The organism is Zymobacter palmae (assembly GCF_003610015.1).
Taxonomy (GTDB): Bacteria; Pseudomonadota; Gammaproteobacteria; order Pseudomonadales; family Halomonadaceae; genus Zymobacter; species Zymobacter palmae.
In genome coordinates this window covers 2,804,155-2,830,071 of the sequence record NZ_AP018933.1, presented here as the reverse complement: position 1 = coordinate 2,830,071, position 25,917 = coordinate 2,804,155, and the positions used below count along the sequence as shown (strand labels likewise).

General features: G+C 51.8%; 23 protein-coding genes and 1 riboswitch. Of the genes, 7 read left to right on the top strand and 16 right to left on the bottom strand.

Features of this window, described 5'->3' with window-relative positions:
• Positions 1-13 precede the first annotated feature (13 nt).
• Complete coding sequence (locus ZBT109_RS12490) at positions 14-451, bottom strand: hypothetical protein (protein WP_027704994.1); 438 nt, start codon at positions 449-451, stop codon at positions 14-16.
• Between the two features lie 160 nt (positions 452-611).
• Here ZBT109_RS12490 and ZBT109_RS12485 point away from each other — a divergent pair, with 160 nt between their 5' ends.
• Together ZBT109_RS12485 and ZBT109_RS12480 are read left to right on the top strand one after the other, a co-directional pair.
• Positions 612-1,430, top strand: a complete 819-nt coding sequence (locus tag ZBT109_RS12485; protein WP_027704993.1) for a GNAT family N-acetyltransferase — start codon at positions 612-614, stop codon at positions 1,428-1,430.
• Between the two features lie 214 nt (positions 1,431-1,644).
• Positions 1,645-2,667 carry an Ldh family oxidoreductase gene (locus ZBT109_RS12480; protein ID WP_027704992.1) on the top strand — a complete coding sequence of 341 codons (1,023 nt, stop codon included), beginning with the start codon at positions 1,645-1,647 and terminating at the stop codon, positions 2,665-2,667.
• Positions 2,668-2,797: 130 nt separating this feature from the next.
• Here the strand turns inward: ZBT109_RS12480 and ZBT109_RS12475 are convergent, their stop codons facing one another.
• A complete protein-coding gene (locus tag ZBT109_RS12475) occupies positions 2,798-4,081 on the bottom strand; it encodes a DEAD/DEAH box helicase (RefSeq protein ID WP_169734000.1) in 1,284 nt (427 codons plus the stop codon).
• Between the two features lie 496 nt (positions 4,082-4,577).
• Here ZBT109_RS12475 and nrdD point away from each other — a divergent pair, with 496 nt between their 5' ends.
• Both nrdD and nrdG read left to right on the top strand, forming a co-directional pair.
• Positions 4,578-6,737 (top strand): anaerobic ribonucleoside-triphosphate reductase, encoded by a 2,160-nt coding sequence (gene nrdD, locus ZBT109_RS12470; protein ID WP_027704991.1) that lies wholly within the window; start codon positions 4,578-4,580, stop codon positions 6,735-6,737.
• Positions 6,734-7,258, top strand: coding sequence for an anaerobic ribonucleoside-triphosphate reductase-activating protein (gene nrdG / locus ZBT109_RS12465; protein WP_051523759.1), 525 nt, complete (start codon positions 6,734-6,736; stop codon positions 7,256-7,258). Before nrdD ends, nrdG begins: the two co-directional genes overlap by 4 nt.
• 211 nt (positions 7,259-7,469) lie before the next feature.
• On the opposite strand, the gene ZBT109_RS12460 is transcribed toward nrdG, so the two are convergent.
• The 11 genes from ZBT109_RS12460 to ZBT109_RS12410 form a co-directional block, all read right to left on the bottom strand.
• Positions 7,470-8,300, bottom strand: coding sequence for a tetratricopeptide repeat protein (locus ZBT109_RS12460; protein ID WP_120185386.1), 831 nt, complete (start codon positions 8,298-8,300; stop codon positions 7,470-7,472).
• Positions 8,301-8,303: 3 nt separating this feature from the next.
• On the bottom strand, positions 8,304-9,146 hold the full coding sequence (locus ZBT109_RS12455; protein WP_120185385.1) for a hypothetical protein: 843 nt from the start codon (positions 9,144-9,146) through the stop codon (positions 8,304-8,306).
• Positions 9,147-9,190: 44 nt separating this feature from the next.
• Entirely contained in the window at positions 9,191-10,027 is an 837-nt protein-coding gene (locus ZBT109_RS12450) for a tetratricopeptide repeat protein (protein WP_027705646.1), read from the bottom strand.
• Positions 10,028-10,110: 83 nt separating this feature from the next.
• Positions 10,111-10,860: a hypothetical protein gene (locus tag ZBT109_RS12445; RefSeq protein ID WP_120185384.1), complete on the bottom strand. Its 750-nt coding sequence runs from the start codon at positions 10,858-10,860 to the stop codon at positions 10,111-10,113.
• A gap of 44 nt (positions 10,861-10,904) precedes the next feature.
• Positions 10,905-11,732 (bottom strand): tetratricopeptide repeat protein, encoded by an 828-nt coding sequence (locus tag ZBT109_RS12440; protein ID WP_051523985.1) that lies wholly within the window; start codon positions 11,730-11,732, stop codon positions 10,905-10,907.
• Positions 11,732-12,595 carry a hypothetical protein gene (locus tag ZBT109_RS12435; protein WP_120185383.1) on the bottom strand — a complete coding sequence of 288 codons (864 nt, stop codon included), beginning with the start codon at positions 12,593-12,595 and terminating at the stop codon, positions 11,732-11,734. The genes ZBT109_RS12440 and ZBT109_RS12435 overlap by 1 nt, the downstream gene beginning before the upstream one ends.
• Before the next feature lie 44 nt (positions 12,596-12,639).
• A complete protein-coding gene (locus ZBT109_RS12430) occupies positions 12,640-13,476 on the bottom strand; it encodes a tetratricopeptide repeat protein (RefSeq protein ID WP_027705645.1) in 837 nt (278 codons plus the stop codon).
• 185 nt (positions 13,477-13,661) lie between these two features.
• Complete coding sequence (locus ZBT109_RS12425; protein WP_120185381.1) at positions 13,662-14,309, bottom strand: hypothetical protein; 648 nt, start codon at positions 14,307-14,309, stop codon at positions 13,662-13,664.
• A gap of 44 nt (positions 14,310-14,353) precedes the next feature.
• Entirely contained in the window at positions 14,354-15,187 is an 834-nt protein-coding gene (locus ZBT109_RS12420; protein WP_051523987.1) for a tetratricopeptide repeat protein, read from the bottom strand.
• A gap of 3 nt (positions 15,188-15,190) precedes the next feature.
• Complete coding sequence (locus ZBT109_RS12415) at positions 15,191-18,433, bottom strand: T6SS effector BTH_I2691 family protein (protein WP_120185380.1); 3,243 nt, start codon at positions 18,431-18,433, stop codon at positions 15,191-15,193.
• Complete coding sequence (locus ZBT109_RS12410) at positions 18,405-19,304, bottom strand: DUF4123 domain-containing protein (protein ID WP_027705639.1); 900 nt, start codon at positions 19,302-19,304, stop codon at positions 18,405-18,407. Before ZBT109_RS12410 ends, ZBT109_RS12415 begins: the two co-directional genes overlap by 29 nt.
• 306 nt (positions 19,305-19,610) lie before the next feature.
• Between ZBT109_RS12410 and ZBT109_RS12405 the strand changes: the two genes are divergently transcribed.
• Positions 19,611-19,952 carry a hypothetical protein gene (locus ZBT109_RS12405; RefSeq protein ID WP_145984531.1) on the top strand — a complete coding sequence of 114 codons (342 nt, stop codon included), beginning with the start codon at positions 19,611-19,613 and terminating at the stop codon, positions 19,950-19,952.
• Between the two features lie 62 nt (positions 19,953-20,014).
• Here the strand turns inward: ZBT109_RS12405 and ZBT109_RS12400 are convergent, their stop codons facing one another.
• From ZBT109_RS12400 to ZBT109_RS12390, 3 genes are all read right to left on the bottom strand, one after another.
• Positions 20,015-20,353, bottom strand: a complete 339-nt coding sequence (locus tag ZBT109_RS12400; protein ID WP_179949537.1) for a hypothetical protein — start codon at positions 20,351-20,353, stop codon at positions 20,015-20,017.
• Positions 20,354-20,520: 167 nt separating this feature from the next.
• Positions 20,521-21,984, bottom strand: a complete 1,464-nt coding sequence (pdxR, locus tag ZBT109_RS12395; protein ID WP_027705613.1) for a MocR-like pyridoxine biosynthesis transcription factor PdxR — start codon at positions 21,982-21,984, stop codon at positions 20,521-20,523.
• 152 nt (positions 21,985-22,136) lie between these two features.
• Entirely contained in the window at positions 22,137-22,907 is a 771-nt protein-coding gene (locus ZBT109_RS12390; RefSeq protein ID WP_027705612.1) for an SDR family NAD(P)-dependent oxidoreductase, read from the bottom strand.
• Positions 22,908-23,200: 293 nt separating this feature from the next.
• Between ZBT109_RS12390 and ZBT109_RS12385 the strand changes: the two genes are divergently transcribed.
• Positions 23,201-24,517, top strand: coding sequence for an aspartate aminotransferase family protein (locus ZBT109_RS12385; protein WP_027705611.1), 1,317 nt, complete (start codon positions 23,201-23,203; stop codon positions 24,515-24,517).
• 206 nt (positions 24,518-24,723) lie between these two features.
• Positions 24,724-24,827: riboswitch (TPP riboswitch) on the top strand.
• 67 nt (positions 24,828-24,894) lie between these two features.
• Positions 24,895-25,911: a thiamine ABC transporter substrate binding subunit gene (gene thiB / locus ZBT109_RS12380; protein WP_038278776.1), complete on the top strand. Its 1,017-nt coding sequence runs from the start codon at positions 24,895-24,897 to the stop codon at positions 25,909-25,911.
• Positions 25,912-25,917 lie beyond the last annotated feature (6 nt).

Genomic DNA, 25,917 nt, shown 5'->3' with positions numbered 1-25,917 from the left:
GGCAGCACGCGCCTCACAGTGTGCTTGCGGCCCGGATGAGCACGCACGGGAACTGGGATGCATCGATATCAACGACATCTTCTTCGAAGAACGGGCCAAGCTGATCAAGGCTGTCCACGACGTCGATATCGGCCAGTTCATCCAGATAGCCGTAATCGGCTTCCAGCACCAGCAGCAGATCACCCGGCTGCTCTTCTGCCAGCGCGTTCAATCCCGCCAGCATCTCGCTCAGCATCATGGCATCGCCTTGATGGGGAAGCTCGAAGAACAGGCGATCGCAGGGCGTGCCGTCTTCATCTTCTGCTTCCGCGACTTCCCGCAGCAGAACCGGTTGCAGACGCACAATACAGCCCTCGTCGGGGCCTTCGTCATAGCCTTCATGCAGTACGGGAAGATCTCCATGCATATCATGCAATTGAGTCAGTTGGTCTAGTGCTTCGTCCAGTGTCATGATGGGTCCTTTCAAGCTAAAAGCGCATCGTTGCGCAAGGGATTGAAGTCGATGAGGCGAGTATGGAATGCCTCCTCGGCGAACCCTAGCGACGCCCGTTGTCAGGGGTATTCGCAGAAAACCCCGCGCTCGTCACCACCACTGACAAGGAGTCAGATCCATGTCGCACTCTGTTCTTCATTCGCTGTGGCCAGTGTTGTTGGAAGCCATGGAGGCGCGTTTCTGTCACCTCACCGAACGGCTGCCGTCGGGACGCTGCTTCCGGCACGACGCTGTGCTGAGCTGTTTGAGCGGCTGGGCATCGGACACCTTCAACACGGTATCGGGCATCCCTAGTACCTTCGAGGATGTGGCCTCCATTACCGCGCTATATCGCCACTATCGTTGGCCTGCTAGCTGGTGGCTGCCCGAACAGGCATCCGCTGACGCACGGCATTGGCTGACTCAGCAAGGATGGCAGTACGCCGAGTCGGACATGGCGATGGCGCGTGAGATGAGTGGACTGCCCGTGATGTCGCAGCGGCCCGGATTCCGGGTGTACGAAGTGACCACTACGGCAGATATACAGCTGTTCGGCAGCATCATGAGCACGATCTTTGAACGCGATGCGCCTGTTGAAGCCGCGGAAGTCCGCGAGGTCTACAGCGCCATGTGTCCGCCTGAGCAAGGACAGGCGCATTGGCAGCTGCTGATCGGCGTCGAGCGAGATAAGCCCGTGGCAACCGCCTCGCTGTTCATCCGCGATGGCATCGCCAGCATCAATGACATCGCCACGCACCCTGCCTATCGGCGACAGGGGATCGGTACCGCCATGTTTGAAGCGACCTTGCAGCGTATCCACGAAAGTGGTGCCGCTTGGTGCGTGCTGCAGGCGTCGGAGGCAGGACAATCGCTTTATGCGCGACAAGGGTTCAGTGCCCTTGGAATGATCGACACGTGGAACTTGAGTGAGGGCGATGAGCGCGCGACAGGTGAATGACGCAGAGCGTCCAAGAAGAAAGACGTTCAAGAAGAAAAGAAAGAGGTGCCTAGGAGTAGAGGCAGGATGGGATGCTGACCCTTTATGAGGGCCTATAGAGGGGATTTACACGACGGTGGCGGCATCTGATATCGTGACACGATAACAAACGGGTGCTTGCCCACCGCTGTCGTACCCACGAAGCTCAACCTTTCCTCCGACAGGACGCCTTACAATGACAACAGCAACGGTTCACCTCTCCTTATCGGATGCTCACGCGCTTGCCGTCCGCATCCTCGAACACAATGGCTTTAGCGCTGCCCACGCGCATGCGATCGCAGATACGGTGGTGGCAGGCGAGCGCGATGGCTGTGCTTCTCATGGGCTGTACCGTGTGCTGGGGTGCGTGCACACCCTCAAGCAGGGCAAGGCCTCTGGCGATGCAGAGCCGGCTTTTCATCGCATGGCTCCTGCGCTGTTGCGCGTGGATGCTCAACAGGCCTTCTACTCGTTGGCTTATCAGCAAGCGGTACCCCAACTGATTGAGATAGCGCGTGAGCAGGGGATCGCCGCCATGGGGATCAACAACTGTGTCCACTATGCTGCGCTGTGGCGTGATATCGAAGCGTTCACGGCAGCAGGACTGGTTGCCATCGCTTGCACCCCCAGCCACGCCTGGGTAACGCCTTATGGGGGCTCTCAGCGTTTGTTGGGTACCAACCCCTTTGCCTTTGGCTGGCCGCGCCCTGACGGTCGTGATCCCTATATCTTTGACTTTGCAACCAGTGCGAGTGCGCGTGGCGAGATCGAGCTGCATCGCCGAGCAGGCAAGCCGATTCCGGAAGGTTGGGGGGTTGATGAAGAAGGGAATGCCTGTACCGATGCCGCCAAGGTACTGCGCGGTGCTCAGTTGACCTTCGGTGGTCACAAGGGGTCAGCGTTGTCAGTGATGATCGAATTGCTAGCGGGGCCGCTGATTGCCGACATGACCAGCCGTGAATCGCTGGCATTTGACGGTGGGAAAGGTAAGACGCTGCCGATGGGCGGTGAGCTAGTGATCGTCATCGACCCGAAACGCTTCCTAGGTGAATACGCTGATCAGGAACTGGCGCGTGCCGAAACGTCGCTGTTCAAGGTGATGGAAGATGATGGCGTGCGCATGCCGGGCGCGCGGCGCTACCGCAACCGTGCGGTGAGCCAGCAGCAAGGGGTCGATATTCCTCAGGCGCTGTTCGATGACCTGAACGCACTGCTGTAAGGCCGACGGTGCTGTATCAGGCCGCGTGTCACAGCGGCACGATATGATGGGTAGGGGTGCCGAGTCCGCGGCACCCCTACCCCTACATTGTGTGTTATCCACACCCGTTTTGCCGATGACAGGGTGTGGATTACTTGCGTGATTTGGCTTTTTTCGCTTTCTTGGCCTTGGCTTTTTTGGCCGATGCCTTTGCCTTGTCCTTCGCTTCTGCCTTTTTCTCTTTTTTCTTGCGTGTTCCCGCTGCCTTGCCAGAGGCCTTCACCTTCTCTGGGCCCTGATAGCGTGCGGGTACCGCTTCGATGATACGGCGTTCGATCTGACCCAGCTTCAGGTAACGGGCGATGCTGGCCATCAGGTTCCATTCGAAATGCATCGCCAGCGTGATGGCCAGTCCCTCGGCATCGGCGCGGCCGGTACGGCCCACACGGTGCAGGTAGTCATCACCGCGGCGCGGTACGTCTAGGTTGATGACCAGCTCCAGCCCTTCTACGTCCAGACCTCGTGCGGCAACGTCGGTGGCAATCAGTGCTTTCACCTTGCCCGTGCGCAGGCGTTCTACCGCCAGCGTGCGCATGCGGCGGTCGCATTCGCCGTGCAGGATGAATACCGGCAGTTTTTGGCGCGCCAGTCGCCCATACAGCAGTTCGGCGTGTTCGCGGGTATTGCAGAACACGACGGCTTTATCGAATTCGCTGTGTTCCAGCAGCCATGCGACCTGTTCGAGCTTCTGTTCGAAGTCGTCGGACGTAATGAGCTGGTGACGGATATGCGCGCTGACCTGACGCGCTGGGGTGATGCGCAGGCGCTTGGGTGCTTTCAGCACGTCTTCACTTAGGCGGCGCAGCTTGAGGTTGCCTTCGGTGGCTGAGAACAGCAGCGTTTGGTGTTCCGGTGCGCAGGCATGGGCCAGTTGGGTAACTGTATTAGCAAAGCCCATGTCGAGTAGGCGGTCGGCTTCATCCAACACAACGTGAGACACCTGATCCAGCACCAGAAAGCCATCTTCGAGACGCTCCTGAAGGCGTCCCGGGGTGCCAATCACGATATCGTGGCCGCCGCGGCGCAGCATTTTCTGCTGAGAGAAGTGATCTTCGCTGCCGGTGACCAGCGCGATGCGCAGTGGTAGTTCGCGGGTCAGCTGTTTGGCGACGTCGGCAATCTGCTGCGCCAGTTCACGCGTCGGCAGTACGATCAGTGCGCGGGGCTGACGAGATGGGCTACCGGTTAGCAGCTTCTGTACCACGGGCAACAGCCACGCCAGCGTCTTGCCGCTACCGGTCTGGGCCGTTGCCAGTACGTCATGACCTTCCAGCACCACAGGAATGGCCTGTGTCTGGACGTCGGTAGGCTCGGTGAAGCCAAGCGCTGCTACGGCACTTAACAGGTCAGGATGGGAGAGCAGTTGATTGAACACGGCGTACCTCGCAAGGCTATCCTTTATCGACACGATAGAGTTGTTCTGAGCGGGTGATGAAACGCTTTTCACTCTATGAACAGCGCCACACGCGCAGGCCAGTTGCGAACCGCATTCGAACAACAGGCCATCATGGGGAGGGGCATTCTGAGGGAGGGGGCAACATAGCGCAAGCGGTGGTGCATGTGCGAACGGTGCTATGCGGGCTGGAGCTGGGGTGCGACAAAAATGACCATAGGGGTGCGACAGTCTGTCAATGACTATGCAATAGCTCCCCCCAGCCCACATGACTACTGGGCTTCATAGCGAGCCGCTGTGTGTTGTAAAACCCTATTCGACGATTTGGCGCGGTTGTCAAGAATTGTCCGCGAGGCTTTGCTTAACTACTCTTCACTCATATTGACTATATCTAGTGGTTGACCACGTGCTTATACACAACATGTGGGCATCCTGTGTATAACTTGTGAAGGCCTTTGGGTACAAGGGAGTGGATAAAATGGCACCGGTAGTAACCAAACGAGACGGACGTGAAGTGCCCTTTGATGCAGGCCGTATCTGGAAGGCTGTCCTCAAGGCTGCGCACGCGATCGACTTTGATGACGCCGAGAGCCTGAAATCCATCGTAGATGAAGCTATCGCTACCCTTGAAGCCCGAGAGACCGTGGATATCGACGATATCCAGCAGTGCGTCGAAGATGCACTGATGCACAGCGGCCACACGCGTTTGGCACGGGCCTATATTGAATATCGCCACAGCCGCGACTTGGCACGCGAGCGCCGCAGCACTCTGATCGACGAAGTCGAAGGGCTGATCAACCTGCGTGACAAGAGCTTGCTCAACGAAAACGCCAATAAGGACAGCAAGGTCATTCCGACCCAGCGTGATTTGCTGGCCGGTATCATCGCGCGTCACTACGCGAAACGTCACATTCTGCCGCGCGATGTCGTGCGTGCTCATGAACGTGGCGAACTGCACTACCACGATCTCGACTATTCGCCGTTCTTCCCGATGTTCAACTGCATGCTGGTAGACCTGAAAGGCATGCTGGACCACGGTTTCCGTATGGGCAACGCTGAGATCGAGACGCCCAAATCCATTGCGACAGCTGCGGCTGTGACCGCGCAGATCATCGCGCAGGTGGCCAGTCACATCTATGGTGGCACGACCCTCAACCGTCTTGATGAAGTGCTGGCACCGTATGTACGTCGCAGCTACATGAAGCATCACGCGGTCGCAGAGCGTTGGAACATTGCCGATGCGGACGCCTACGCCATGGAGCGCACTCAGAAAGAGTGCAAAGACGCATTCCAGGCGCTCGAATATGAAATCAACACACTGCATACCGCCAATGGCCAGACACCGTTCGTGACGTTCGGGTTCGGTCTGGGAACCGACTGGGCGGCGCGCATGATTCAAAAAGCGATCCTCAACACGCGTCTGGCGGGTCTGGGGCGTCATAAGAAAACGGCGGTCTTCCCGAAACTGGTGTTCTCGCTAAAAGACGACGTCAACCTGAATGCGGAAGATATCAACTACGATATCAAACAGCTGGCTGTAGAGTGCACCAGCAAGCGCATCTACCCAGACATCCTCAACTACGACAAAGTGGTTGAGGTGACCGGGTCGTTCAAAGCGCCGATGGGATGCCGCAGCTTCCTGTCACGCTGGACGAACGAGCAGGGCGAAGAAGTGCACGATGGCCGTAATAACTTAGGCGTCGTCAGCCTTAACCTGCCGCGTATCGCCATCGAAGCTAAAGGTGATGAAACCGCGTTCTGGAAACTGCTGGATGACCGCCTTGCGCTGGCGCATCGTGCCCTACAAACCCGCATCGACCGTTTGAAAACGACGCGTGCTCGCGTAGCGCCGATTCTGTATATGGAAGGCGCCTGTGGTGTGCGCATGAAAGCGGACGACTGCATTGCCGATTTGTTCAAAAATGGTCGCGCTTCCATCTCTCTGGGCTATATCGGCCTGCATGAGACGGTTCGCGCGCTGTTTGGCTCTGACGTGCACTTGTACGATGACGTGCATCTGCAGGAAAAAGCGGTCGCTATCGTACGTCATCTCAAGGAAGCGACGCAGCGCTGGACAGCAGAATCCGGTTACGGCTACAGCCTGTACTCTACGCCGAGCGAGAACCTGTGTGACCGTTTCTGCCGCCTCGACCGTGAAGCGTTTGGCGTAATCAATGGGGTAACGGACAAGAAGTATTACACCAACAGTTTCCACCTCGACGTTGAGAAAGACGTTGATCCGTACTCCAAAATCAAGTTCGAGCAGGTTTATCCTCCGCTCGCGAGCGGTGGCTTTATCTGCTACGGCGAGTACCCGAACTTACAGCACAACCCGAAAGCGATCGAAGACGTCTGGGACTTCAGCTATCGCCACGTGCCGTACTATGGCACCAACACGCCGGTCGATGAATGCTATCGTTGTGGTTATCAGGGTGAGTTCGACTGCACTAACAAGGGCTTCCAATGCCCGTCCTGTGGCAACCATGACCCACGTACGGTGTCCGTGATCCGTCGTGTCTGTGGCTACCTCGGCAGCCCCGATGCTCGCCCGTTTAACGAAGGCAAGCAGGAAGAAGTACAGCGTCGCGTTAAGCACATGGGCGGTTCCGTCGAAGTGCAGGAGAAACGCCAGTTATGAACGTGGTGGGTTACTACCCTGTCGATATGGTGAATGGCCCGGGTACGCGTGCCACACTGTTCGTGGCCGGCTGCGAGCATAAGTGCAAGGGCTGCTACAACGCGGTGACATGGTCACCGCGGGCAGGCTCGCCCTATTCGCGTGAACTTGAAGACCGCATCATTGCTGATCTTCAAGACACCGATGTGAAGCGCCAAGGGCTGACACTGTCGGGAGGAGACCCACTGTTTCCGCTCAACATGCCGACCATCGAGCGACTGGTGCGTCGCGTACGGGCAGAATGTCCGGACAAAAACATCTGGATGTGGACAGGGTATACCTTCGAACACCTCACAGATGATCAGAAGAAGATCGTCGACATGATCGACGTATTGGTCGATGGTCGTTTTGAACAGGACCAACTGGATAAGACGCTACTGTGGCGAGGAAGCCGCAACCAACGCATTCTGGCGCTTACTCCTGCGGCTCAGCATGCGCTGGAAGGTACTGATGCCGTCTCAGTGATCGCCCAGCAAGGCTAAATCCACGCCAAATAGGTCTTCTTCACGATGGGCCAATTCGGCCTGCTTCAATGCTTTTTTATATATGCACAGCCCCTTATATGACAGGCGGTTGTGCACCTTTTCGCATGTCTTCTTTACATCCAAGCGCTGATGCGAGCGTTATGGTTTGGCCTGTTTTTTGGGTGCCCTAGTGATCAAGCATTCCGCCCTATTCAGGTATCTGCTTGGCTTAGCGGTAACTCCCATCTTTCTGGCGTGATAATCCAAGCGATTGCATGGTGTAGACGTGATTCTTCTCTTGCCACTCGTGTGAGAGACGAAGTCCCTCCGCGCGTTGTTCAGCGGTCATTTTGGGGGCAATGCGGGCCTTTTCCTCAATGCCCGCAGTGCCTTCTAGGTCATAGCACATGTAGGCTTTGATTAAGTCTACAGGGGTGCCACGGCCTGTTTCATAGACTGCTCCAAGCAAATCCCAGTCATCAAACAGTGGCCCGTAATCACCATACAATTTTGACAACCAATGGAATCCCAATGAATCATTACGTTCAATGCCCGTTCCAGAGAAGTAATATTTTGACAAATATTTCATTGCTTTATAGTTTTTATTTTCTGCGGCATTCTTAATCCATAAGAAGGATTTTTTTTCATCTTTCTCTAGTAGTTCTCCATCTAGAAATAATTCACCAAGCTTGAGTTGGGATACTGCAAGCCCATCTTGAGCAGACTCTAATAAGTATCTTACAGCTTCTTTGTTTGGAATTTTTGTTATTTCTCTGGTTATAAATAAACTATATTTCGCATCATCGATGTTGTTTTTAGCCAAATAAATAAGACTGTCTTTAGCATGCTCTTTTGCTTCTGGGGAGCTAGTCATGGTTTTTAAAGCACATAAATATATTTCTTTTTCAGTGTTTGATGTGGGGCATTTTATGCTGAAAAGTTCTGAGGAAAATTGTAATCTACTTTTATCCGGTTCTGCGTAAAGTATTCTTGCGTTAGAGATATTATAAACAAATAAGCTTAATAAGGCTAATATATATGTATGCTTTTGGTATCTCATTTCTTATCCTCGTATTTTTACTGAATCGCTTGCAATTGGTTTATAAGGTTCGCCAATCTCGAAAAATCCAAACCTTACCGTTGCTTGTTCTAAAAGCATTATTTGGTATTCAATGGTTTTTTTAAAAATGCCATTATCAGCATTTATACTTGGATCGCACACATAGACATTGCCGGTGATCTCTCCTATTTCATTTTCGTTTTTACGATATTTTAATTCTAAATCTTTTGTGTTCGAAGAAAATATATTTTTTGAATTGTTATTTGTGATACTTAATAAAATATCTCCGACAATTTTTTCTGGTAAAGAAAATGTTATATATGCTGTTGAAGGGATAATTTTGGGGTGTAAATTAGGTGCCATACCAATATGATTAGTATCGGCAGGTCTAGTAATATAAACTTCCAAAGTAATCCCGGTCACTAGCATCCCCAATGCCTGTGCCTCTTCGTTAAGTGCACGGCGCTGATAATCCTTCCATTCATCTGCAGCGGCTGGATCGTTGGGTAGGCTACGTGGTTTATCGCCCCCGAAGGGTATGCTGTTGTAGTAGTTGTGGTTGGGTCGACCGAAGACGCTGCGGTGAACCCAGAGACGTTGGGGCAGGGTCAGCTCTTGCATGGTAAGTATGGCCAAGGCAATGGTAATCACGGCCAGCACGAGGGTGATGCCGAAGGACCACCACGCATTGAGTGCATAGAAGGCCAATACACCGGAGATGGCTGAGATAGTCGCACTTGCCCCCATCCAGGCTACGATCATGCCCGGTTCGCCGTTGCGGTAAGCTTCGACGGCTTTGAGAACATCCAGTACGGCGCTGACAATGTCCAGAAAGCTGCAGGCCATGGGGCCTTGATTGACCTGCAGCTTTTCGAGAATGACGTATCATATTATCGGTAACTGCCGTCTTTTTGGCGCGATAATCCGAGCGATTGCATGGTGTAAGCGTGGTTTTGCTCCTGCCACTCGCGTGAAAGACGAAGCCCTTCGGCACGTTGTTCAGTGGTCATTTTTGGGGCAATACGGGCCTTTTCCTCAATGCCTGCAGTGCCTTCGAGGTCATAGCACATGTAGGCTTTGACTAAATCGATAGGTGTGCCACGGCCTGTTTCATAGGCTCTCCCTAACAAATCCCACCGACTAAAATATCTTCCTTTTGTCACCATATGTTTTGTTAGCCAAAGAAAACCTTGGTCATCGTCTTTATCTGTTCCTCTTCCAGTATAAAAATCCCCAGAAACATTAAGCATCGCATCTGCGTTACCATTTAAAGCTGCTTTCTCGGTCCATTTATGGTATTCAAAGAGGTTTTTTTCAACAAACTCTCCGCGAGCATAAAGTAGCGATAATTCTAGCTGGGATGGGGGATAGCCAGATTTTGCTGAAGAAAATAAATATTCCATGGCTTTTTCTTTCATGCTTTTACTTGAATCTTTTCTAGTCATTATTTTATATAGAGAAAATTGTGCATCTAAAATTCCTTCAGATGCCATTTCGGTAAGACCTTTTATCCCTTTTTCAGTTTCTCCGGAATTTGTTAGTTCAATATATTTAAAATATCTTTTATTCAATTCCGGTAGTTTTTCTGGGTTTTTGCTATAAGTTATTCTGTAATCAATGCTTAGGTCTTCCCTGTCAGTATAGAGTGTTTTGCCTCCAATTTCGGATGAAATTACGCATGCTGGCCAAATAAATGTTAATATTAATATAAGCGCTAATTTTCTCATTGTCACGTCCTAACGTTTGTCATGTCTTTTGCTATGGGAATATACATTTCTTTTCCTTCATAAAAAGAAAATATAGCTGTAAATTATTTATTATGTTGAAGAGATTGTTTTATGGTTATAGTTACAAAAGAATCTGATTGAGCCTTTTCTATTTTTTCCAAATTATCTGGGTCTAAATTTATTATTTCTGTTTCTTCTTTTATATATTGCCATTTTTTACTTTCTTCTTGATGTTCAGTATTATTTGATAATTCCTTGCTATGATTTTTATTTATAATTTCTAACTGAATTAAACCATCAATATTTTGGGGGATGGAAATGTTAATAGATATAGGAACCCCATTCATTCTCTGCATACAATCATATGCCTCTCCCGCTTTTCCAACTGGATTAGCTTTATACACGTTAACTTCTAAAGTAATCCCGGTCACTAGCATCCCCAATGCCTGTGCCTCTTCATTAAGTGCGCGGCGCTGATAATCCTTCCATTCATCTGCAGCGGCTGGATCGTTGGGTAGGCTACGTGGTTTATCGCCCCCGAAGGGTATGCTGTTGTAGTAGTTGTGGTTGGGTCGACCGAAGACGCTGCGGTGAACCCAGAGACGTTGGGGCAGGGTCAGCTCTTGCATGGTAAGTATGGCCAAGGCAATGGTAATCACGGCCAGCACGAGGGTGATGCCGAAGGACCACCACGCATTGAGTGCATAGAAGGCCAATACACCGGAGATGGCTGAGATAGTCGCACTTGCCCCCATCCAGGCTACGATCATGCCCGGTTCGCCGTTGCGGTAAGCCTCGACGGCTTTGACAATGTCCAGAAAGCTGCAGGCCATGGGGTCTTGATTGACCTGCAGCTTTTCGAGAATGACGCATCGTATTATCGGTAACTGCCATCTTTTTGGCGTGATAATCCAAGCGATTGCATGGTGTAGACGTGGTTTTTTTCCTGCCACTCGTGTGAGAGACGAAGTCCCTCGGCACGTTGTTCAGCGGTCATCTTGGGAGCAATGCGGGCCTTTTCCTCAATGCCTGCAGTGCCTTCTAGGTCATAGCACATATAGGCTTTGACTAAATCGATAGGTGTGCCACGGCCTGTTTCGTAGACTGCTCCAAGCAAATCCCAGTCATCAAAATGTCTCCCCGCTTTATCATAAAGGCGCTTTAACCAGAGAACTCCCATAGAATCATCTCTTTTGACCCCATCCCCTGTAAAGTAATTCACAGCCATCTCTCGCATTGCGTCGGTATTCCCAGAATTAGCTGCTTTTTCCATCCAAAAGTTATATTTGGTTTTGTTGTCGAGAGAATCTTTTTTGTTCGAATAAAGATATGCTATTTCTTTCTGAGCGATGGCATTTCCATCTTGCGCGGACTCTAACAAATATTCTTCTGCTTTTTCATCGACGATTTTTAATTCTTTTCTAAAAATGTAAAGACTTCTTTTGGCATCTGAAAGTCCACTTTTAGAAAGTTTCTCAAGTATAATTCGAGATTTATTTTTATACTCTTCATTTTTTGATGCATATCTCAATGCTAATAAATATAAATGTTTTTCATCCGGTTCCGTATTAGGTTGTACTTCTGATTCGAAATTTTTCAGCTGATCATTCATTAAATCTTCATTATTATAATATATTGTTCTGGAAAAAGCTGGAAGCGAACATATTATCGCAATAAAAAACAATATGAATTTAAAATATTTCATTATTTACTCTCTAATTTGATAATATCTTTTGCTATAGGAATGTAAATATCCGATAGGCTATATACCTCAAAAACTACAGTTGATATTTTATATTTTTCATCTTCAAATACAATTGACCTCTTGTAACCAAGAGGGTATTTTGTGAATTTTTCATCCTTGCGAGCTTTATTAAGATTGTCGATATAAATTATATCTTCTCCCTTTTTATTAAATATTATAATTTCATCATCCTTTTTTGTGGAAATTTGCTCTTTTTTTCTTATGGCAGTTATTTTTATTGTTCCATCTAGCGTTAGAGGAATAAATAAATTTAACATTAGTTCCGGCTTGCTATACTCGGGAGCATCCTTATTTTGAGCCCCTTTCCATTCGGGAAATAACGGATCAACATTTTTAATAGCTGGAACAATACCATTTACTTCTAACGTGATTCCGGACAACAACATCCCCAATGCTTGTGCCTCTTCGTTAAGTGCGCGGCGCTGATAATCCTTCCATTCGTCTGCAGCGGCTGAATCGTTGGGTAGGCTACGTGGTTTATCGCCACCAAAAGGTTCGCTGTTGTAGTAGTTGTGGTTGGGTTGACCGAAGACGCTGCGGTGAACCCAGAGACGTTGGGGCAGGGTCAGCTCTTGCATGGTAAGTATGGCCAAGGCAATGGTAATCACGGCCAGCACGAGGGTGATGCCGAAGGACCACCACGCATTGAGTGCATAGAAGGCCAATATACCCGAGATGGCTGAGATGGTCGCACTTGCCCCCATCCAGACTACGATCATGCCCGGTTCGCCGCTGCGGTAGGCGTCGACGGCTTTGAGAACATCCAGTACGGCGCTGACAATGTCCAGAAAGCTGCAGGCCATGGGGTCTCGATTGACCTGCAGCTTTTCGAGAATGACGTATCATATTATCGGTAACTGCCGTCTTTTTGGCGCGATAATCCGAGCGATTGCATGGTGTAGACGTGGTTTTTTTCCTGCCACTCGCGTGAAAGACGAAGCCCTTCGGCACGTTGTTCAGCGGTCATCTTGGGAGCAATGCGGGCCTTTTCCTCAATGCCTGCAGTGCCTTCTAGGTCATAGCACATGTAGGCTTTGACTAAGTCTACAGGGGTGCCACGGCCCGTTTCATAAGCTCTCCCTAACAAATCCCACCGACTAAAATCTCTTCCCTTTGCTGCAAAATATCTTGTTAGCCAAAAAAAACCTTTGTCATCATCTTTATCTATTCCTCTACCAGCATAAAAATCCCCAGAAATATTTAGCATTGCATCTGCGCTACCATTTAGCGCTGCTTTTTCGGTCCATTTGTGATATTCAAATAGATTTTTTTCAAAAAACTCTCCGCGAGCATAAAGTAGCGATAATTCTAACTGGGATGGTGGGTAACCAGATTTAGCTGAAGATAATAGATATTCTATTGATTTTTCTTTTGTACTTTTGCTTGAATTTTCTTTACTCATTATTTTGTATAGAGAAAATTGTGCATCCAAAATTCCTTCAGATGCCATTTCAGTAAGACCTTTTATTCCTTTTTCGGCTTCGCTTGAATTTGCTAATTGGATGTATTTAAAATAGTTTCTGTTTAGTTCTGGCAAATTTTCAGGATTTTTCTTGTAACGCATAACATAATCATCGGCTGCTTTTTCTCTGTTATCGTAAAGGATTTGATTTTTAATTTCAGATGAAGCGGCGTATGCTGGCCAAATTAAGGCTATTATAAAAAAAATAATTAATTTCTTCATTATCATGTCCTAAAATTGACTATATCTTTTGCTGTGGGGATATAACTTTCTTTTTCTTCATAAAAAGAAAAAGCGGTCATAAATCCTTCGTTATATTTAAGAAGTTTCCTTAGGGTTATGGTAAAAAAACCATTTGACCGATTTTTCTCTATTTCTCCTGAGCTATCTACGACTAAGCTCTCTATTTATTCTCCTTGTTTTATATATCGCCATTTTTCGTTTGTTTTTTGATGTTCAGTATCGTTTACTAATTCCTCGTGATAATCTTTTTCTATAATTTCTAGCTGTAGCACTCCATCAATATTTTGGGGGATGGAAATGTTAATAGATATAGGAACCCCATTCATTCTCTGCATACAATCATATGCCTCTCCCGCTTTTCCAACTGGATTAGCTTTATACACGTTAACTTCTAAAGTAATCCCGGTCACTAGCATCCCCAATGCCTGTGCCTCTTCATTAAGTGCGCGGCGCTGATAATCCTTCCATTCATCTGCAGCGGCTGGATCGTTGGGTAGGCTACGTGGTTTATCGCCCCCGAAGGGTATGCTGTTGTAGTAGTTGTGGTTGGGTCGACCGAAGACGCTGCGGTGAACCCAGAGACGTTGGGGCAGGGTCAGCTCTTGCATGGTAAGTATGGCCAAGGCAATGGTAATCACGGCCAGCACGAGGGTGATGCCAAAGGACCACCATGCATTGAGCGCATAGAAGGCCAATATACCCGAGATGGCTGAGATGGTCGCACTTGCCCCCATCCAGACTACGACCATGCCCGGTTCGCCGTTGAGGTAAGCCTCGACGGCTTTGACAATGTCCAGAAAGCTGCAGGCCATGGGGTCTTGATTGACCTGCAGTTTTTCGAGAATGACGTATCGTATTATCGGTAACTGCCATCTTTTTGGCGTGATAATCCAAGCGATTGCATGGTATAGACGTGATTCTTCTCTTGCCACTCGTGTGAGAGACGAAGTCCCTCGACACGTTGCTCCGCAGTCATTTTTGGGGCAATGCGTGCTTTTTCTTCGATGCCTGCGGTGCCTTCAAGGTCATAGCACATGTAGGCTTTGACTAAGTCTACAGGGGTGCCACGACCTGTTTCATACACCCTACCTAGTAAACCCCAGTCGTCAAATAATGGGCCGTAATCTTCGTATAATTTGTGTAACCAAAAGAAACCCAAAGAGTCATTTTTTTTAACGCCTGTCCCCGAAAAATAATATTTCGATAAATATCTCATTCCTTCATAGTTTTTACCTTCGGCAGAATTTTTTATCCATTTATAAGATTCCTCATTGTTTTGTTGTAGAATTTCCCCGTGTAAGTATAGCTTACTAAGTTCAAGCTGTGCTTTAGGAAGCCCTTCTTTTGCCGCTTCCATTAAATATTTGACGGCTTCTTGATCACTTATTTTTAGAGATTTTCTTGAAATAAAAAGGCTGTATTTTGCATCAACTATATTTTCCGAAGATAACCATAACAAAGATTCTTTTGACTTAAGACTATCTTCTGGGCTTTTTCTTAGCATTGTTAGTGCACATAAATAAACGCTTCTTTTGTTTTCTGTTGCGGGACATTTTATATCAAACAAATCGTTAATAAAGTGCATATTGTCTTTATCTGGCTCGGGATAAAATACTTCTGCAGTGGATATAGATGGCATTGCTAAAATCACAACGAAAATCATATTGATGGTTATGGTTACAATAGACATGTCTTACCCTCGTATTTTAAATTTGTCGCCGGCCATTGGGATATAAATATTAGATTCTTCATAGAATTTAAATTCTATTTCTATGTTTTTTAGTGGTGGTATTTCATGTCTTAATTTTTTTATAAAGCTACCATTTTCTAAAATCATATCTTCTTCATTTGTGTATTCATTTTGGTTGATTATTTTTATTTTATTTTTGTCTTTCCTGTAATTAAGTGTAATATGGTTGGGTTCTATTAAGTCTGGATTATTGTTGCCTTGTCCCATAATGTTTAATGATATATTTCCGTTAAGATTCTCTGGGATAGAGAGCTTTACTTCTAAATCAATGTTTTTGCCAGTACCATAAAATTTGGGAATAACGGCGGTGGCGCCATCAATGATAATTTTCGTACTTACTTCCAAAGTAATCCCGGTCACTAGCATCCCCAATGCCTGTGCCTCTTCGTTAAGTGCGCGGCGCTGATAATCCTTCCATTCGTCTGCAGCGGCTGGATCGTTGGGTAGGCTACGTGGTTTATCGCCCCCGAAGGGTATGCTGTTGTAGTAGTTGTGGTTGGGTCGACCGAAGACGCTGCGGTGAACCCAGAGACGTTGGGGCAGGGTCAGCTCTTGCATGGTAAGTATGGCCAAGGCAATGGTAATCACGGCCAGCACGAGGGTGATGCCAAAGGACCACCATGCATTGAGCGCATAGAAGGCCAATATACCCGAGATGGCTGAGATGGTCGCACTTGCCCCCATCCAGACTACGACCATGCCCGGTTCGCCGTTGAGGTAAGCCTCGACGGCTTTGAGGACGTCCAGTACGGCGCTGACAATACCCAGAATGTTACTGGCCATGCTCACTTTTTGGAGCAGTGGGGTGGCGGAGAGTAGGCGAAGCTTCCCTACCTCTTCGGTGCTGACCATGGCTGCGCGGCCGGTGTCTATAAATGCTGCCGTAGCGCTGGCGGCACCTAAAAAGCTGCTGATCAGCGAGTTGATGTCGGCCAGGTTGTTGTTATCTTTGAGAATAGCGGTGTACAGCGAATAGCCTGCAAAGAAGAGTGAAATAGAACTATGGAAGCCCTGCTGGATGTCCTGTTTGTTGATGTTGCTGAGGCTGTGAACCACCGGCTCAGAGGGCGCTTTGCTCTTGATGCTGAACTGCTCGTTGGTATCAATGAAACGCACTTTGACTGAATCACCGCTAGCGCTGTGTTCGAACGTTTTGAGCGACTTGATATTACTGTCTTCCACCAAGAGATACACCTTGACGGTGGCTTCGTTTTTACCGGGCGATATCTCTGTCACGGGTTGGTGACGAACGGTGCTTGTGTTGCCGTGCTTATCCTGTACGTCGGCAACCGTATGCATTTCATTGCGTTCATAATGCGCTTTGAAATGCTGAGGCAGCTCGCGCATGAAAGCGCTGTACTGGCTAGCGGACAACGATAGTTCTGCAATGCGCCTAAAAGTCTGTCCTGCTATTCTAAGGCGCATGTTTTCAATGCGTGCCAGTATATGGACCCACGCTGAGCGTATGTTCTGTGCAGCCTTTACTAATTCCAGTGACGCTGCCGATACGGATTGGTTGATGGCTTTGAAAACGTCGGTCGCCCCCATCGACGCGGCTTTCTCAATACCCTTACCAAGCAGGGCGAAAATGGTCTCGTCCGTCAATGATTTGCAGTTCTTGGCAATCAACGTGTTTAGGGCTTTGGCAAACTTGTTGACGTTGGAAATCTTTAGCAGCTCACTTGCGAAACTGGCGTCATCGGTTTTCAGTTTGTCTGTCAGCAGACTGATCAGCTGTGGGTTATGAAGGCCGAGGCTGGCCGTCAGCAGGTTCTTCGAATCAACCTTGAGCAAGTGCTCGTACCACAGCGATTCGCTGTGCTCGGTCATGACATTGCCGACTAGGCAGCGAAAGGTGATCTCCATAAACGCGGCGGCCAGTTCCACGTGATGCTGCATCCACGCGTAGGCCTCTACCACCAAAGGGGAGCGATGCACTACATAGGTGGCATAGTCTCTGTCCATCTGCATGAGCTGTGTGTCACGCACTTGCACGGCATTTTCGTAATCACGCTTGAAGGCGAAGAAGGCATCGCTGTCGACGTACTGTGCAAAATTATCGATGATATCCGCATGGGCATCACTGATGCGCTTCGCTTCCTTTGCACGGCTCTGTTCCGGAGTGTCTAGCCATAGCAGTCCCATGCTTTCATAACCGCTGGCGTACGGGGATTTTGTCGACTCTGCGATGGTTTTGTAGGTCTCATCATTCGACTGGGCCTTCGCCTTGATTTCAGCTGTTTTCTGATCCAGCAGCATATTGAACATGCTGTAGCAAGCCAGCTTGCGACGCGTTTCCAGTTCGGATGCCGTGCATTCTGCTTCGTCCTTCTTCTCTGGCGCATGCCCGACCGTTTTGCCGAATACTTTCTCTGGCTGTTGGCGGTCGTAATTGAGTGCTTCCATGAACCCAATATCATCGTTCAGCGCCAGCATCACGCCTGAGGTGCCAGTGCGATGCTGCACCTTTTCCATATGCGTGATGAATGCTTTGCCGATGTCACCCCCCAGCGCTGCATCTCGTTGATACGGGTGCGGATCAAACAGCGCCTGATGTGGGCAGTTGTGTTCGGCCAACAGGGCGGGGATACGGGCAGCCGGATAGGCGTGATCGCTGTTTGCTCCCACGGTCAGTGACTGCATATGCAGAGTGCGCCATGGCGCTTTCGTCAGCTGTTTGCGCAGCGCTGTGGCGGGCATCGGCAGTTCGCTGTAGTGCAGCCAGAGTGTGGTTCCCTGCTTTGCTGGCCAGTGGATCATCGACGCAATCACATGGTGAGAGGCGTCTTTGCACTTGAACGGCTCGTTCGACTCTTCCGAACGCCCACATTTGCGCTTGATGTCTGGCACACCACTGCTGTCCGTCTCGTCGATCGCGAAGAGGCGGAACTTAGCATCTGGGGTGATTTGCCACGCTCCGATTCGCTGGGTCGCTTCGTCGAAAAGATACAGATAGCCGCTGCGCAGCAGGCGCAGTGTGTAGTCGTGGCTTTTCAGCCAGGCATGTCCGGGTGGTGCCGGGATCGAAGGGACTCCGGTATCGGTGCCGGTCAGCTTGGAAATGGGGGCATAGCGAACGGGTAGGATCGCCATACCTTTGCTGCTGCAAAAGTCACAGCCGTGGCCCTGTTTGTTGGCGGGTGTGCCGTCTTGGGCGCTACGGCAGATGAGCGTATGAGGGTTCATATGAAACGGGGTCCCTGTCATGCGTTTGTTCAAGGCGTGACCATTCTTCTGTGGTCATCTGCGAGATCAATGTGGTCAGCGGCGTATCAGTGGCGCGGTGTTGACGCAATAACCGCTGAAAGTCAGGCGTTCTATCGTAGCGCCAGTTTTCTTCGATGCCTAATAGTACGAATGTCGTGACATCGGTCGCGTCGGTCAGTTCATGTTCGTCGGCAATGCTCATCCACGTGCGGATGCGGCGGTAGTGGTCGGTGGGTAAGGGGTTGCCCTGTCTGACCTTTTGCCAGCAGCGTCGGATGCGTTCGACGGTCTCCGTCAGACTAATGGCCTCCCACTGCTCGGTACGAATAATGGTCGCTTCGGGTGATGTCTGGCTTCGCGGTACTGCTGGGCACTCAATTGTCAGCGGTCGTCGGTCGGCATCGGGTAGGGTCCAATGCGTGATTGGCCCCATCAGTACCTGTTGCTGGGCGTCGTCCAGCAGACAGACGAGCTGATCCATGACCCGAGGATCGAAGAAGCGCAGCAGCATGCGGCGGCCGTCTGGTGTTGGCTGCACCATCTGGCGTTCGATATGGGTTATGAGCGCTGACGGCGATGCGTCGGTCGTCAGCCAGCCACCGAGCAGCTCGCGGTCGATCGTATCGGCGTCTGCCAGCCATTGCTCAGCTTGTGCAGCGATGTCGGGCCGCTGTTGCAGGTCGATCAAGCGTAGTGCCCAGTGGGCGGGCAACTGAACGTGAGGCTGTCTGATGACATACAGTCCATGAGCGGCATCGACGTGCTCTGGCCCCGACAGGGCCATGGGGTCGTCGAAGCGCGGGTTGAGCAGCAGGTAGCGTGCTGTGCTCGTATGAGGTAAGGGGGTCATATGCCTGCAGAATGTCGGTAGTGTTGTGTAAATCCTGCCATTTTGCGGATAGAACTACAAAGGCGGCGGTGGGACTTACGCAGGGCGTGCATATTGTTGAGCCGTTCTTGACGGCCAGTGCTGGATACACACGATAGCTCTAGGCGGTCGAGGCTTCTGCTTCACTATGTCTACTGCCCTTGTTATCGTCTGGCTTGTAGAATGATTAAGGCAACCTTTCGTTAGAGCGATTGCGTTGCTACCGAGACGGGACGCAAAAACCTCCCGCTCATTCACATTGTAATGACGCATTTTTGGGGGATTATCATGTACGAATATGATGATGAACGACTAGTGTCGAGTGGAAGCCGACCGGATATCCTCATGTGGCTGCTGGTGGCCCTGCCGCTGGTCTCAATGCTATTGCCTGATGCCTTGAACATGGTTGTGGGCATGGTGGGGTTGGGGCTGTGTATAGGGGATAGCCGTACGCTGACATCGCAGGGATACAAAGCACCGCATGCCGCGTTGGGACTGATTAGTCCTGTCTATGTGCTGGTGCGGGCGATCAAGCTCAACGATGCCTTGGCTTGGGCAATATTCGCAGCGTATATCGCGTCCATTATCCTGTCGTTCGTTGTTCTCTTCATTCAGTATCCCTTGCCTTAAACAGGCATAATGATCGGGCGCCTTAGTAAAAAGCATAAGGCGTCCGATTTATTTATTGTTTTTCAGAGCGGCCGCTTTACCCTCCTGCCAGCCACAGCCACAGCCACAGCCACAGCCACAGCCACAGCCACAGCCACAGCCACAGCCACAGCCACAGCCACAGCCACAGCCACAGCCACAGCCACAGCCACAGCCACAGCCACAGCCACAGCCACAGCCACAGCCACAGCCACAGCCACAGCCACAGCCACAGCCACAGCCACAGCCACAGCCACAGCCACAGCCACAGCCACAGCCACAGCCACAGCCACAGCCACAGCCACAGCCACAGCCACAGCCACAGCCACAGCCACAGCCACAGCCACAGCCACAGCCACAGCCACAGCCACAGCCACAGCCACGTGATGTTGTGCTTAACGCGCGTTTTATAACCGCCGTGCCCATGTCATTAATGACGCTCCAAGTCACAGAAGTGCGGTAACAACTGTCTGTTCTAGAGCGGGCGAAAGTAGCCGCTCGGGTTATGAAGCCGTCTCTTAGTGCTGTCGCTAGCATTTGCCTGCTCGCTTCACAGATGAAATGCCATCGCTAGCCTCTGAATGCCTTCTTCTATCCGCTCTTTTTCGATTGAATGAAATCCCAATCGCAGGAAGTTGTCTGGGGCGGGGGTTCCCCAGAAGTGGGCCTGTCCGGGTTCGATGAGTACGCCCATCTGGGCGGCGCGCCACGCGAGCTGGTTGATGTCGACGCTGGAGGGCAGTTCAAGCCAGAAGGCATTGGCGTGTTCGCTACCTGCTGCGCGTCGGCACTCGGGGAGCCAACGGTTGAGGGCATCGTTCATGCGTTGCCAGCGGTGCATGGAGTCTTGGCGGTAAGTATGCAGGTAGCGGTCGTAATAGCCCTGCGCTAGAAAATGGGCCATCTGGTGCTGGATCGGGGTCGGAGGGTGGCGGTAGGACAGACGGCGCAGGGCGCGTAGCTCTTCCACCAGTTCGGCAGGGGCGACCAGATAGCCCAGTCGCATGCCCGGTGTCAGTGCCTTAGAGAGGCTGCTGACATAGATGACACGCTGGTCGCGGTCACGTGCCTTGAGAGCAGCATGAGGGTGAGGGTCAAAGTGAATGTCCGAGTCGTAATCGTCTTCAATGATGATTTGGTCGTGCTGGCGGGCATGTGCCAGCAGCTCGTCACGCCGTGCGCCACTCATGCGAATACCGGTGGGTGATTGGTGGCCTGGGGTGACGTAGAGGTAGTCGCATGAGGCCATACGGGCGTCGAGCTGGATACCTTCTTCATCGACTAGGTGAGTGGTGATCGTGCTGCCTTGAAGGGCGAAGACATTGGCGGCTTCGCGAAAAACGGGGTTCTCTACACCGATGTGCGTATCCGCATTGAACAGCAGCTGGGCGATCAGCGACAGGGCGTTTTGGGTGCCCAACGTAACCAGTATCTCATCCGGATGGGCCACGATGCCGCGTTTGGGCAGCACTCGCTGGATGATCTGCTGTACCAGCAGCGGTACGTCGCGGTCGATGTCATCGTAGAGCCAGTCGTCGACCCGCTGGGCCTCGGTAAGGCAGCGGGCAATATGGCGCCACTGCGTGATGGGAAAGAGCTGTGTGTTCGGCTGGCCGTATACAAAGGGGTAGGGGTAGTCCATCCAGCGAGCCGGTTTGGTCACCATTCTTAGGCTGCTGGGTGGACGTCGTACCCGTGCTCCCCAGTCGGGGGCCGTGGTCGGTGTTTGGTGCAGGGGAAGGTCTGCTATGCCATCGACGCTGTGATAGTCGGGGTGAAGGTAATAGCCGCTGCGTGGGCGGCTGACCAGATAACCGTCACGAAGCAGCCCTTCATAGACGAGCGATACGGTATTGCGTGAAATGGACAGTTGGCTAGCCATCTGACGGCAGGAGGGCAGGCGTTCGCTGGCGGGAAATACACCGCTGAAGATGGCATCAATCAGTCTTTCGCGAAGCTGCTCTTGCAGTCCGCGCTGCGGGGTAAAGTCGATATTCAAATAGTGATCCATCATGTGCACTTCCTCTGGCCTGTGTGGTGTGTTCCTCCTCAAGCGCGGCGACCCTTGCTCTGTCAGGTCGATGCGTTGCATTGGCTAGAACGAACAGAACACCCCGAAGGGTGCTCTGTCGTTGCGGATGGTGGGCCGCCGTATTCGATACGCGGTCAGGCCTGATCGCGATCAATGTGGAAGCCGTTCCACGACTGACGTACGGGCATCACTTCCAGACGGTTGATGTTCATATGATCCGGCAGCGTCGCGATGTAGTAGATCTGTTCGGCGATATCGTCAGCGCTGAGCGGAATCGTACCTTCGTAGAGAGCGTCGGAGGCGGCTTGGTCGCCTTTGGTGCGCACTAGGGTGAATTCGGTTTCGGCAATACCGGGGGCCAGATCGGTAACGCGTACGCCCGTGCCTTGCAGGTCACAGCGCAGGTTGTAGCTGAACTGTTTGACGAATGCCTTGGAGGCCCCGTAAACATGGCTGCCGCGGTAGGGCCACTGTCCTGCGATCGAGCCGATGTTGATGATACTGGCGCCCTGGCCGGTTGCGATCAGTGTAGGAAGTAGAGCATGCGTGACGTTGACCAGCCCTTTGATGTTGGTGTCGATCATCGTATGCCAGTCGGTGAGATCGACGTCCTGCGAAGGCTGCGGAGCCAGTGCCAGCCCGGCGTTATTCACCAGCGCCTTGATGGCTTTGAACCCCTCGGGAAGGTTACTGACCATGTCGATGACGGCATCGGCATCGCGTACATCCAGTGTGGCGGTGTGTACGGGCACACGCGCTGACAGTTCGTCTGATAGTGCCTTCAGGCGATCCTCGCGGCGGCCAGACAGTACCAAGGCCCAACCCTTATCGGCGAAATAGCGTGCAGCTGCCTGACCAAAACCAGAGGTGGCACCGGTGATGAACGCAATGGGGGTGTTCTGCATGGTGTGCTTCCTTGAGTTAAGGAGTGACTGCCAGCTGGCAGGTCGCCCGATGAAGTAAGGTGATAGGCCGCTGCGGGCACGGGGTGTAATCAACGCTCCACTAATCTACTAAGCATGTCTTCTGACCTTATAGCGCCAGTTTGTGTAAATCAATAGGACAGTTCTGGCCCATAAACTGCATCCAACTGGCACTATCACTTGCAATGGCATTGCGCTTAGCTTGCAAGAACTGTGACACCTTCCCATGTGCAAGGGACAGATGCCTCTGCCCCTGTTTTAAAAGGCGTTTGGCGATGACTACACCTACCAACGATAGTGTGCGGCAGCTGGATCAGCAGTACGTTTTTCATTCTTGGTCGGCTCAGGAGGGGCGCCACCCGCTCGTTATTGCGGGCGGGAAGGGCTGTCGCCTGTGGGACTACGAGGGCCATCGCTATCTCGACTTCAGTAGTCAGCTGGTCAACACCAATATCGGTGCCCAACATCCCAAGGTGATTGAGGCTATCAAGGCACAGGCCGAGCAGCTGACGACGATTGCCCCTGCTACTGCCAATCTGGCGCGTGGTGAAGCCGCTAGACTCATCTTGTCGCACGTATCGGATCGCTTCAGCAAAGTGTTTTTCACTAATGCGGGAGCCGACGCCAACGAAAATGCTATTCGCATGGCACGTCTTTACACTGGCCGTGACAAGGTGCTGTCGAGCTATCGCTCCTATCACGGCAATACCGGCAGTGCGATCTGTGCGACAGGGGACTGGCGTCGCCTGCCCAACGATTATGCGCGCGGCCATGTGCACTTCTTCACGCCCTATCTGTATCGCAGTGAATTCAACGCAGCGACTGAAGAAGAAGAGTGTGCCGCCGCACTACGCCATCTTCGCCGCATTATCGAGTGCGAAGGGCCTTCCACCATCGCGGCGATCCTGCTGGAAACGATTCCGGGCACGGCGGGCATCCTGATGCCGCCTGAGGGGTATCTGAAAGGGGTGGAAGCACTGGCGCGCGAGTTCGGTATCGTACTGATCATGGATGAGGTTATGGCGGGGTTCGGGCGCACCGGCCGCTGGTTCACCTTCCAGCACTACGGTATCGAACCCGATCTGATCACCTTTGCGAAAGGGGTCAACTCGGGCTATGTGCCCGCTGGTGGGGTCATCCTTTCGAACGAGATCAGCCACTTCTTCGATAATCGGATGTTTCCAGGCGGCCTGACCTATTCAGGGCATCCGTTGGCGATGGCGGCTATCGTAGCGACTATTACAGCGATGGAAGATGAAGGCATTGTTGAACATGCCGCTCGTATCGGTGATGACATCATTGCGCCAGCGCTTCGTCGGCTCGCTGAACGGTGCCCGATCGTGGGCGATGTACGCGGCAAGGGGGTCTTCCATGCCATTGAACTGGTCAGCGATCGTGAGACACGCGCACCGCTTCCAGCAGCACAGATGGCGGTCCTCAAGGCGGACCTGCTGGCGCGGGGCATGCTGAGCTTTATCGCTGAAAACCGTATTCACGTAGTACCGCCGTGCGTTGTCACCGTCGAGGAGGCTGAAGAAGGACTGGCCATCATTGAGGCCGCACTGACGGCACTGGCTCGCTCGCAGGACTAATCGGAACGGCCTTTGCAACGCAATGTTCTTGGGCCGATAACAACAGGCACACGGGGTGCAGTCAGCCCCTCTGGCACGACATACCCTTTCTGATGGCCGCCGTGAGCGGCGGTCGTCGCAGGGCCTCTGTGCTGCCGAGCTGGAGGCGGGACACCTTCAGTTCGGCCTTATTCCTTGCAGTTCACTTGCTTTCCCCATAAAGTTTGCCCTACTCAACGGGGTGCGGCCTTGGTCGCTGAGAGAGGTAACGCCTTAACCCGTCGTACCTGATCCGGATCATGCCGGCGGAGGGATTGAGCATCTCTATGCCCGTTTCTGGGCACTGCCTATCACTTCCGCACGCGACCCTTTTCCCTACTGCCTTGCGGAGGTCTGCGATGCGCCATCGTTTTCTGACCACTTTGGTCTCGTCTCTATGCGTCCTGTTTGCAGCATCGGCCTATGCCGATGAGCGTCCGACGCTTACCGTCTATACCTACGATATATTTGCGCGCAAGGTGATCACGCCGGAGCTGCGTCAGCAGTTCGAGGCGCAGTGCCAGTGCCAGCTCAACATGGTCGGATTGGGTGATGCGGGCAACATCATGTCGCGTCTGCAGTTGGAAGGGACCAAGACTCAGGCCGATGTGGTGCTGGGAATCGACAACAACCAGCGAGCCGAAGCGCGTCGCAGTGGGCTGTTTGCACCGCTACCAACCCATCTTGGTACCCCGACGCTGCCGATCGACTGGCAGGATGCGACCTTTATGCCCGTGGACTGGGGCTGGTTCACCTTCGTTTATGACAGCCAGAAAGTGCCTACTCCGCCCGCCAGTCTTGATGAACTGATCAACAGTGATCTGCGTGTGGTGCTGGAAGATCCGCGTACCAGCACGCCGGGGCTTGGCATGCTGCTATGGATGAAGTCTGTCTATGGTGATAAGGCCGCCGAACGCTGGCAGCAGCTGGCGCGTCATACCGTGACTGTATCGCGCAACTGGAGCGAAGCCTATGGGCTGTTCCTGCATGGTGAAGCCGATGCGGTGCTGTCCTATTCAACCTCTCCTGCGTATCACATCGAAAAAGAAGGCGAGCATCGCTACAAAGCGATGAACCTGTCGGAAGGGCTGTACATGCAGATCGAACTGGCGGGCAAACTGGCGTCGTCGGCCCATCCTCGCGAAGCGGATCAGTTTCTGGCCTTCATTACACGGCCCGAGTTTCAGCAGCGTATGTTAGTGACCAACTGGATGTATCCCGCATGGCATGACAGCGAGATCAAGCGTCCGGCGGGCTACTATCAGGATACCTTCACGCCATCACGCACGTTCATGATGGATGACGCCACGCTGGATGCGCATCGCAAGGCGTGGGTACGTGAGTGGCAGTCGGCCATGAGCGGCGCTCGGCGCTGATGGATA

What these genes read in the sequence shown, in the direction of transcription:
- ZBT109_RS12460 (WP_120185386.1), bottom strand. Translation starts at nt 8,300, where the DNA reads ATGAGATACCAAAAGCATACATATATATTAGCCTTATTAAGCTTATTT.
- ZBT109_RS12480 (WP_027704992.1), top strand. Translation starts at nt 1,645, where the DNA reads ATGACAACAGCAACGGTTCACCTCTCCTTATCGGATGCTCACGCGCTT.
- ZBT109_RS12405 (WP_145984531.1), top strand. Translation starts at nt 19,611, where the DNA reads ATGTACGAATATGATGATGAACGACTAGTGTCGAGTGGAAGCCGACCG.
- nrdD (WP_027704991.1), top strand. Translation starts at nt 4,578, where the DNA reads ATGGCACCGGTAGTAACCAAACGAGACGGACGTGAAGTGCCCTTTGAT.
- thiB (WP_038278776.1), top strand. Translation starts at nt 24,895, where the DNA reads ATGCGCCATCGTTTTCTGACCACTTTGGTCTCGTCTCTATGCGTCCTG.
- ZBT109_RS12435 (WP_120185383.1), bottom strand. Translation starts at nt 12,595, where the DNA reads ATGGCCTGCAGCTTTCTGGACATTGTCAGCGCCGTACTGGATGTTCTC.
- ZBT109_RS12440 (WP_051523985.1), bottom strand. Translation starts at nt 11,732, where the DNA reads ATGAAATATTTTAAATTCATATTGTTTTTTATTGCGATAATATGTTCG.
- ZBT109_RS12415 (WP_120185380.1), bottom strand. Translation starts at nt 18,433, where the DNA reads ATGAACCCTCATACGCTCATCTGCCGTAGCGCCCAAGACGGCACACCC.
- ZBT109_RS12445 (WP_120185384.1), bottom strand. Translation starts at nt 10,860, where the DNA reads ATGGCCTGCAGCTTTCTGGACATTGTCAAAGCCGTCGAGGCTTACCGC.
- ZBT109_RS12410 (WP_027705639.1), bottom strand. Translation starts at nt 19,304, where the DNA reads ATGACCCCCTTACCTCATACGAGCACAGCACGCTACCTGCTGCTCAAC.
- pdxR (WP_027705613.1), bottom strand. Translation starts at nt 21,984, where the DNA reads ATGATGGATCACTATTTGAATATCGACTTTACCCCGCAGCGCGGACTG.
- ZBT109_RS12425 (WP_120185381.1), bottom strand. Translation starts at nt 14,309, where the DNA reads ATGGCCTGCAGCTTTCTGGACATTGTCAAAGCCGTCGAGGCTTACCTC.
- ZBT109_RS12385 (WP_027705611.1), top strand. Translation starts at nt 23,201, where the DNA reads ATGACTACACCTACCAACGATAGTGTGCGGCAGCTGGATCAGCAGTAC.
- ZBT109_RS12485 (WP_027704993.1), top strand. Translation starts at nt 612, where the DNA reads ATGTCGCACTCTGTTCTTCATTCGCTGTGGCCAGTGTTGTTGGAAGCC.
- nrdG (WP_051523759.1), top strand. Translation starts at nt 6,734, where the DNA reads ATGAACGTGGTGGGTTACTACCCTGTCGATATGGTGAATGGCCCGGGT.
- ZBT109_RS12390 (WP_027705612.1), bottom strand. Translation starts at nt 22,907, where the DNA reads ATGCAGAACACCCCCATTGCGTTCATCACCGGTGCCACCTCTGGTTTT.
- ZBT109_RS12430 (WP_027705645.1), bottom strand. Translation starts at nt 13,476, where the DNA reads ATGAAGAAATTAATTATTTTTTTTATAATAGCCTTAATTTGGCCAGCA.
- ZBT109_RS12455 (WP_120185385.1), bottom strand. Translation starts at nt 9,146, where the DNA reads ATGGCCTGCAGCTTTCTGGACATTGTCAGCGCCGTACTGGATGTTCTC.
- ZBT109_RS12450 (WP_027705646.1), bottom strand. Translation starts at nt 10,027, where the DNA reads ATGAGAAAATTAGCGCTTATATTAATATTAACATTTATTTGGCCAGCA.
- ZBT109_RS12420 (WP_051523987.1), bottom strand. Translation starts at nt 15,187, where the DNA reads ATGTCTATTGTAACCATAACCATCAATATGATTTTCGTTGTGATTTTA.
- ZBT109_RS12490 (WP_027704994.1), bottom strand. Translation starts at nt 451, where the DNA reads ATGACACTGGACGAAGCACTAGACCAACTGACTCAATTGCATGATATG.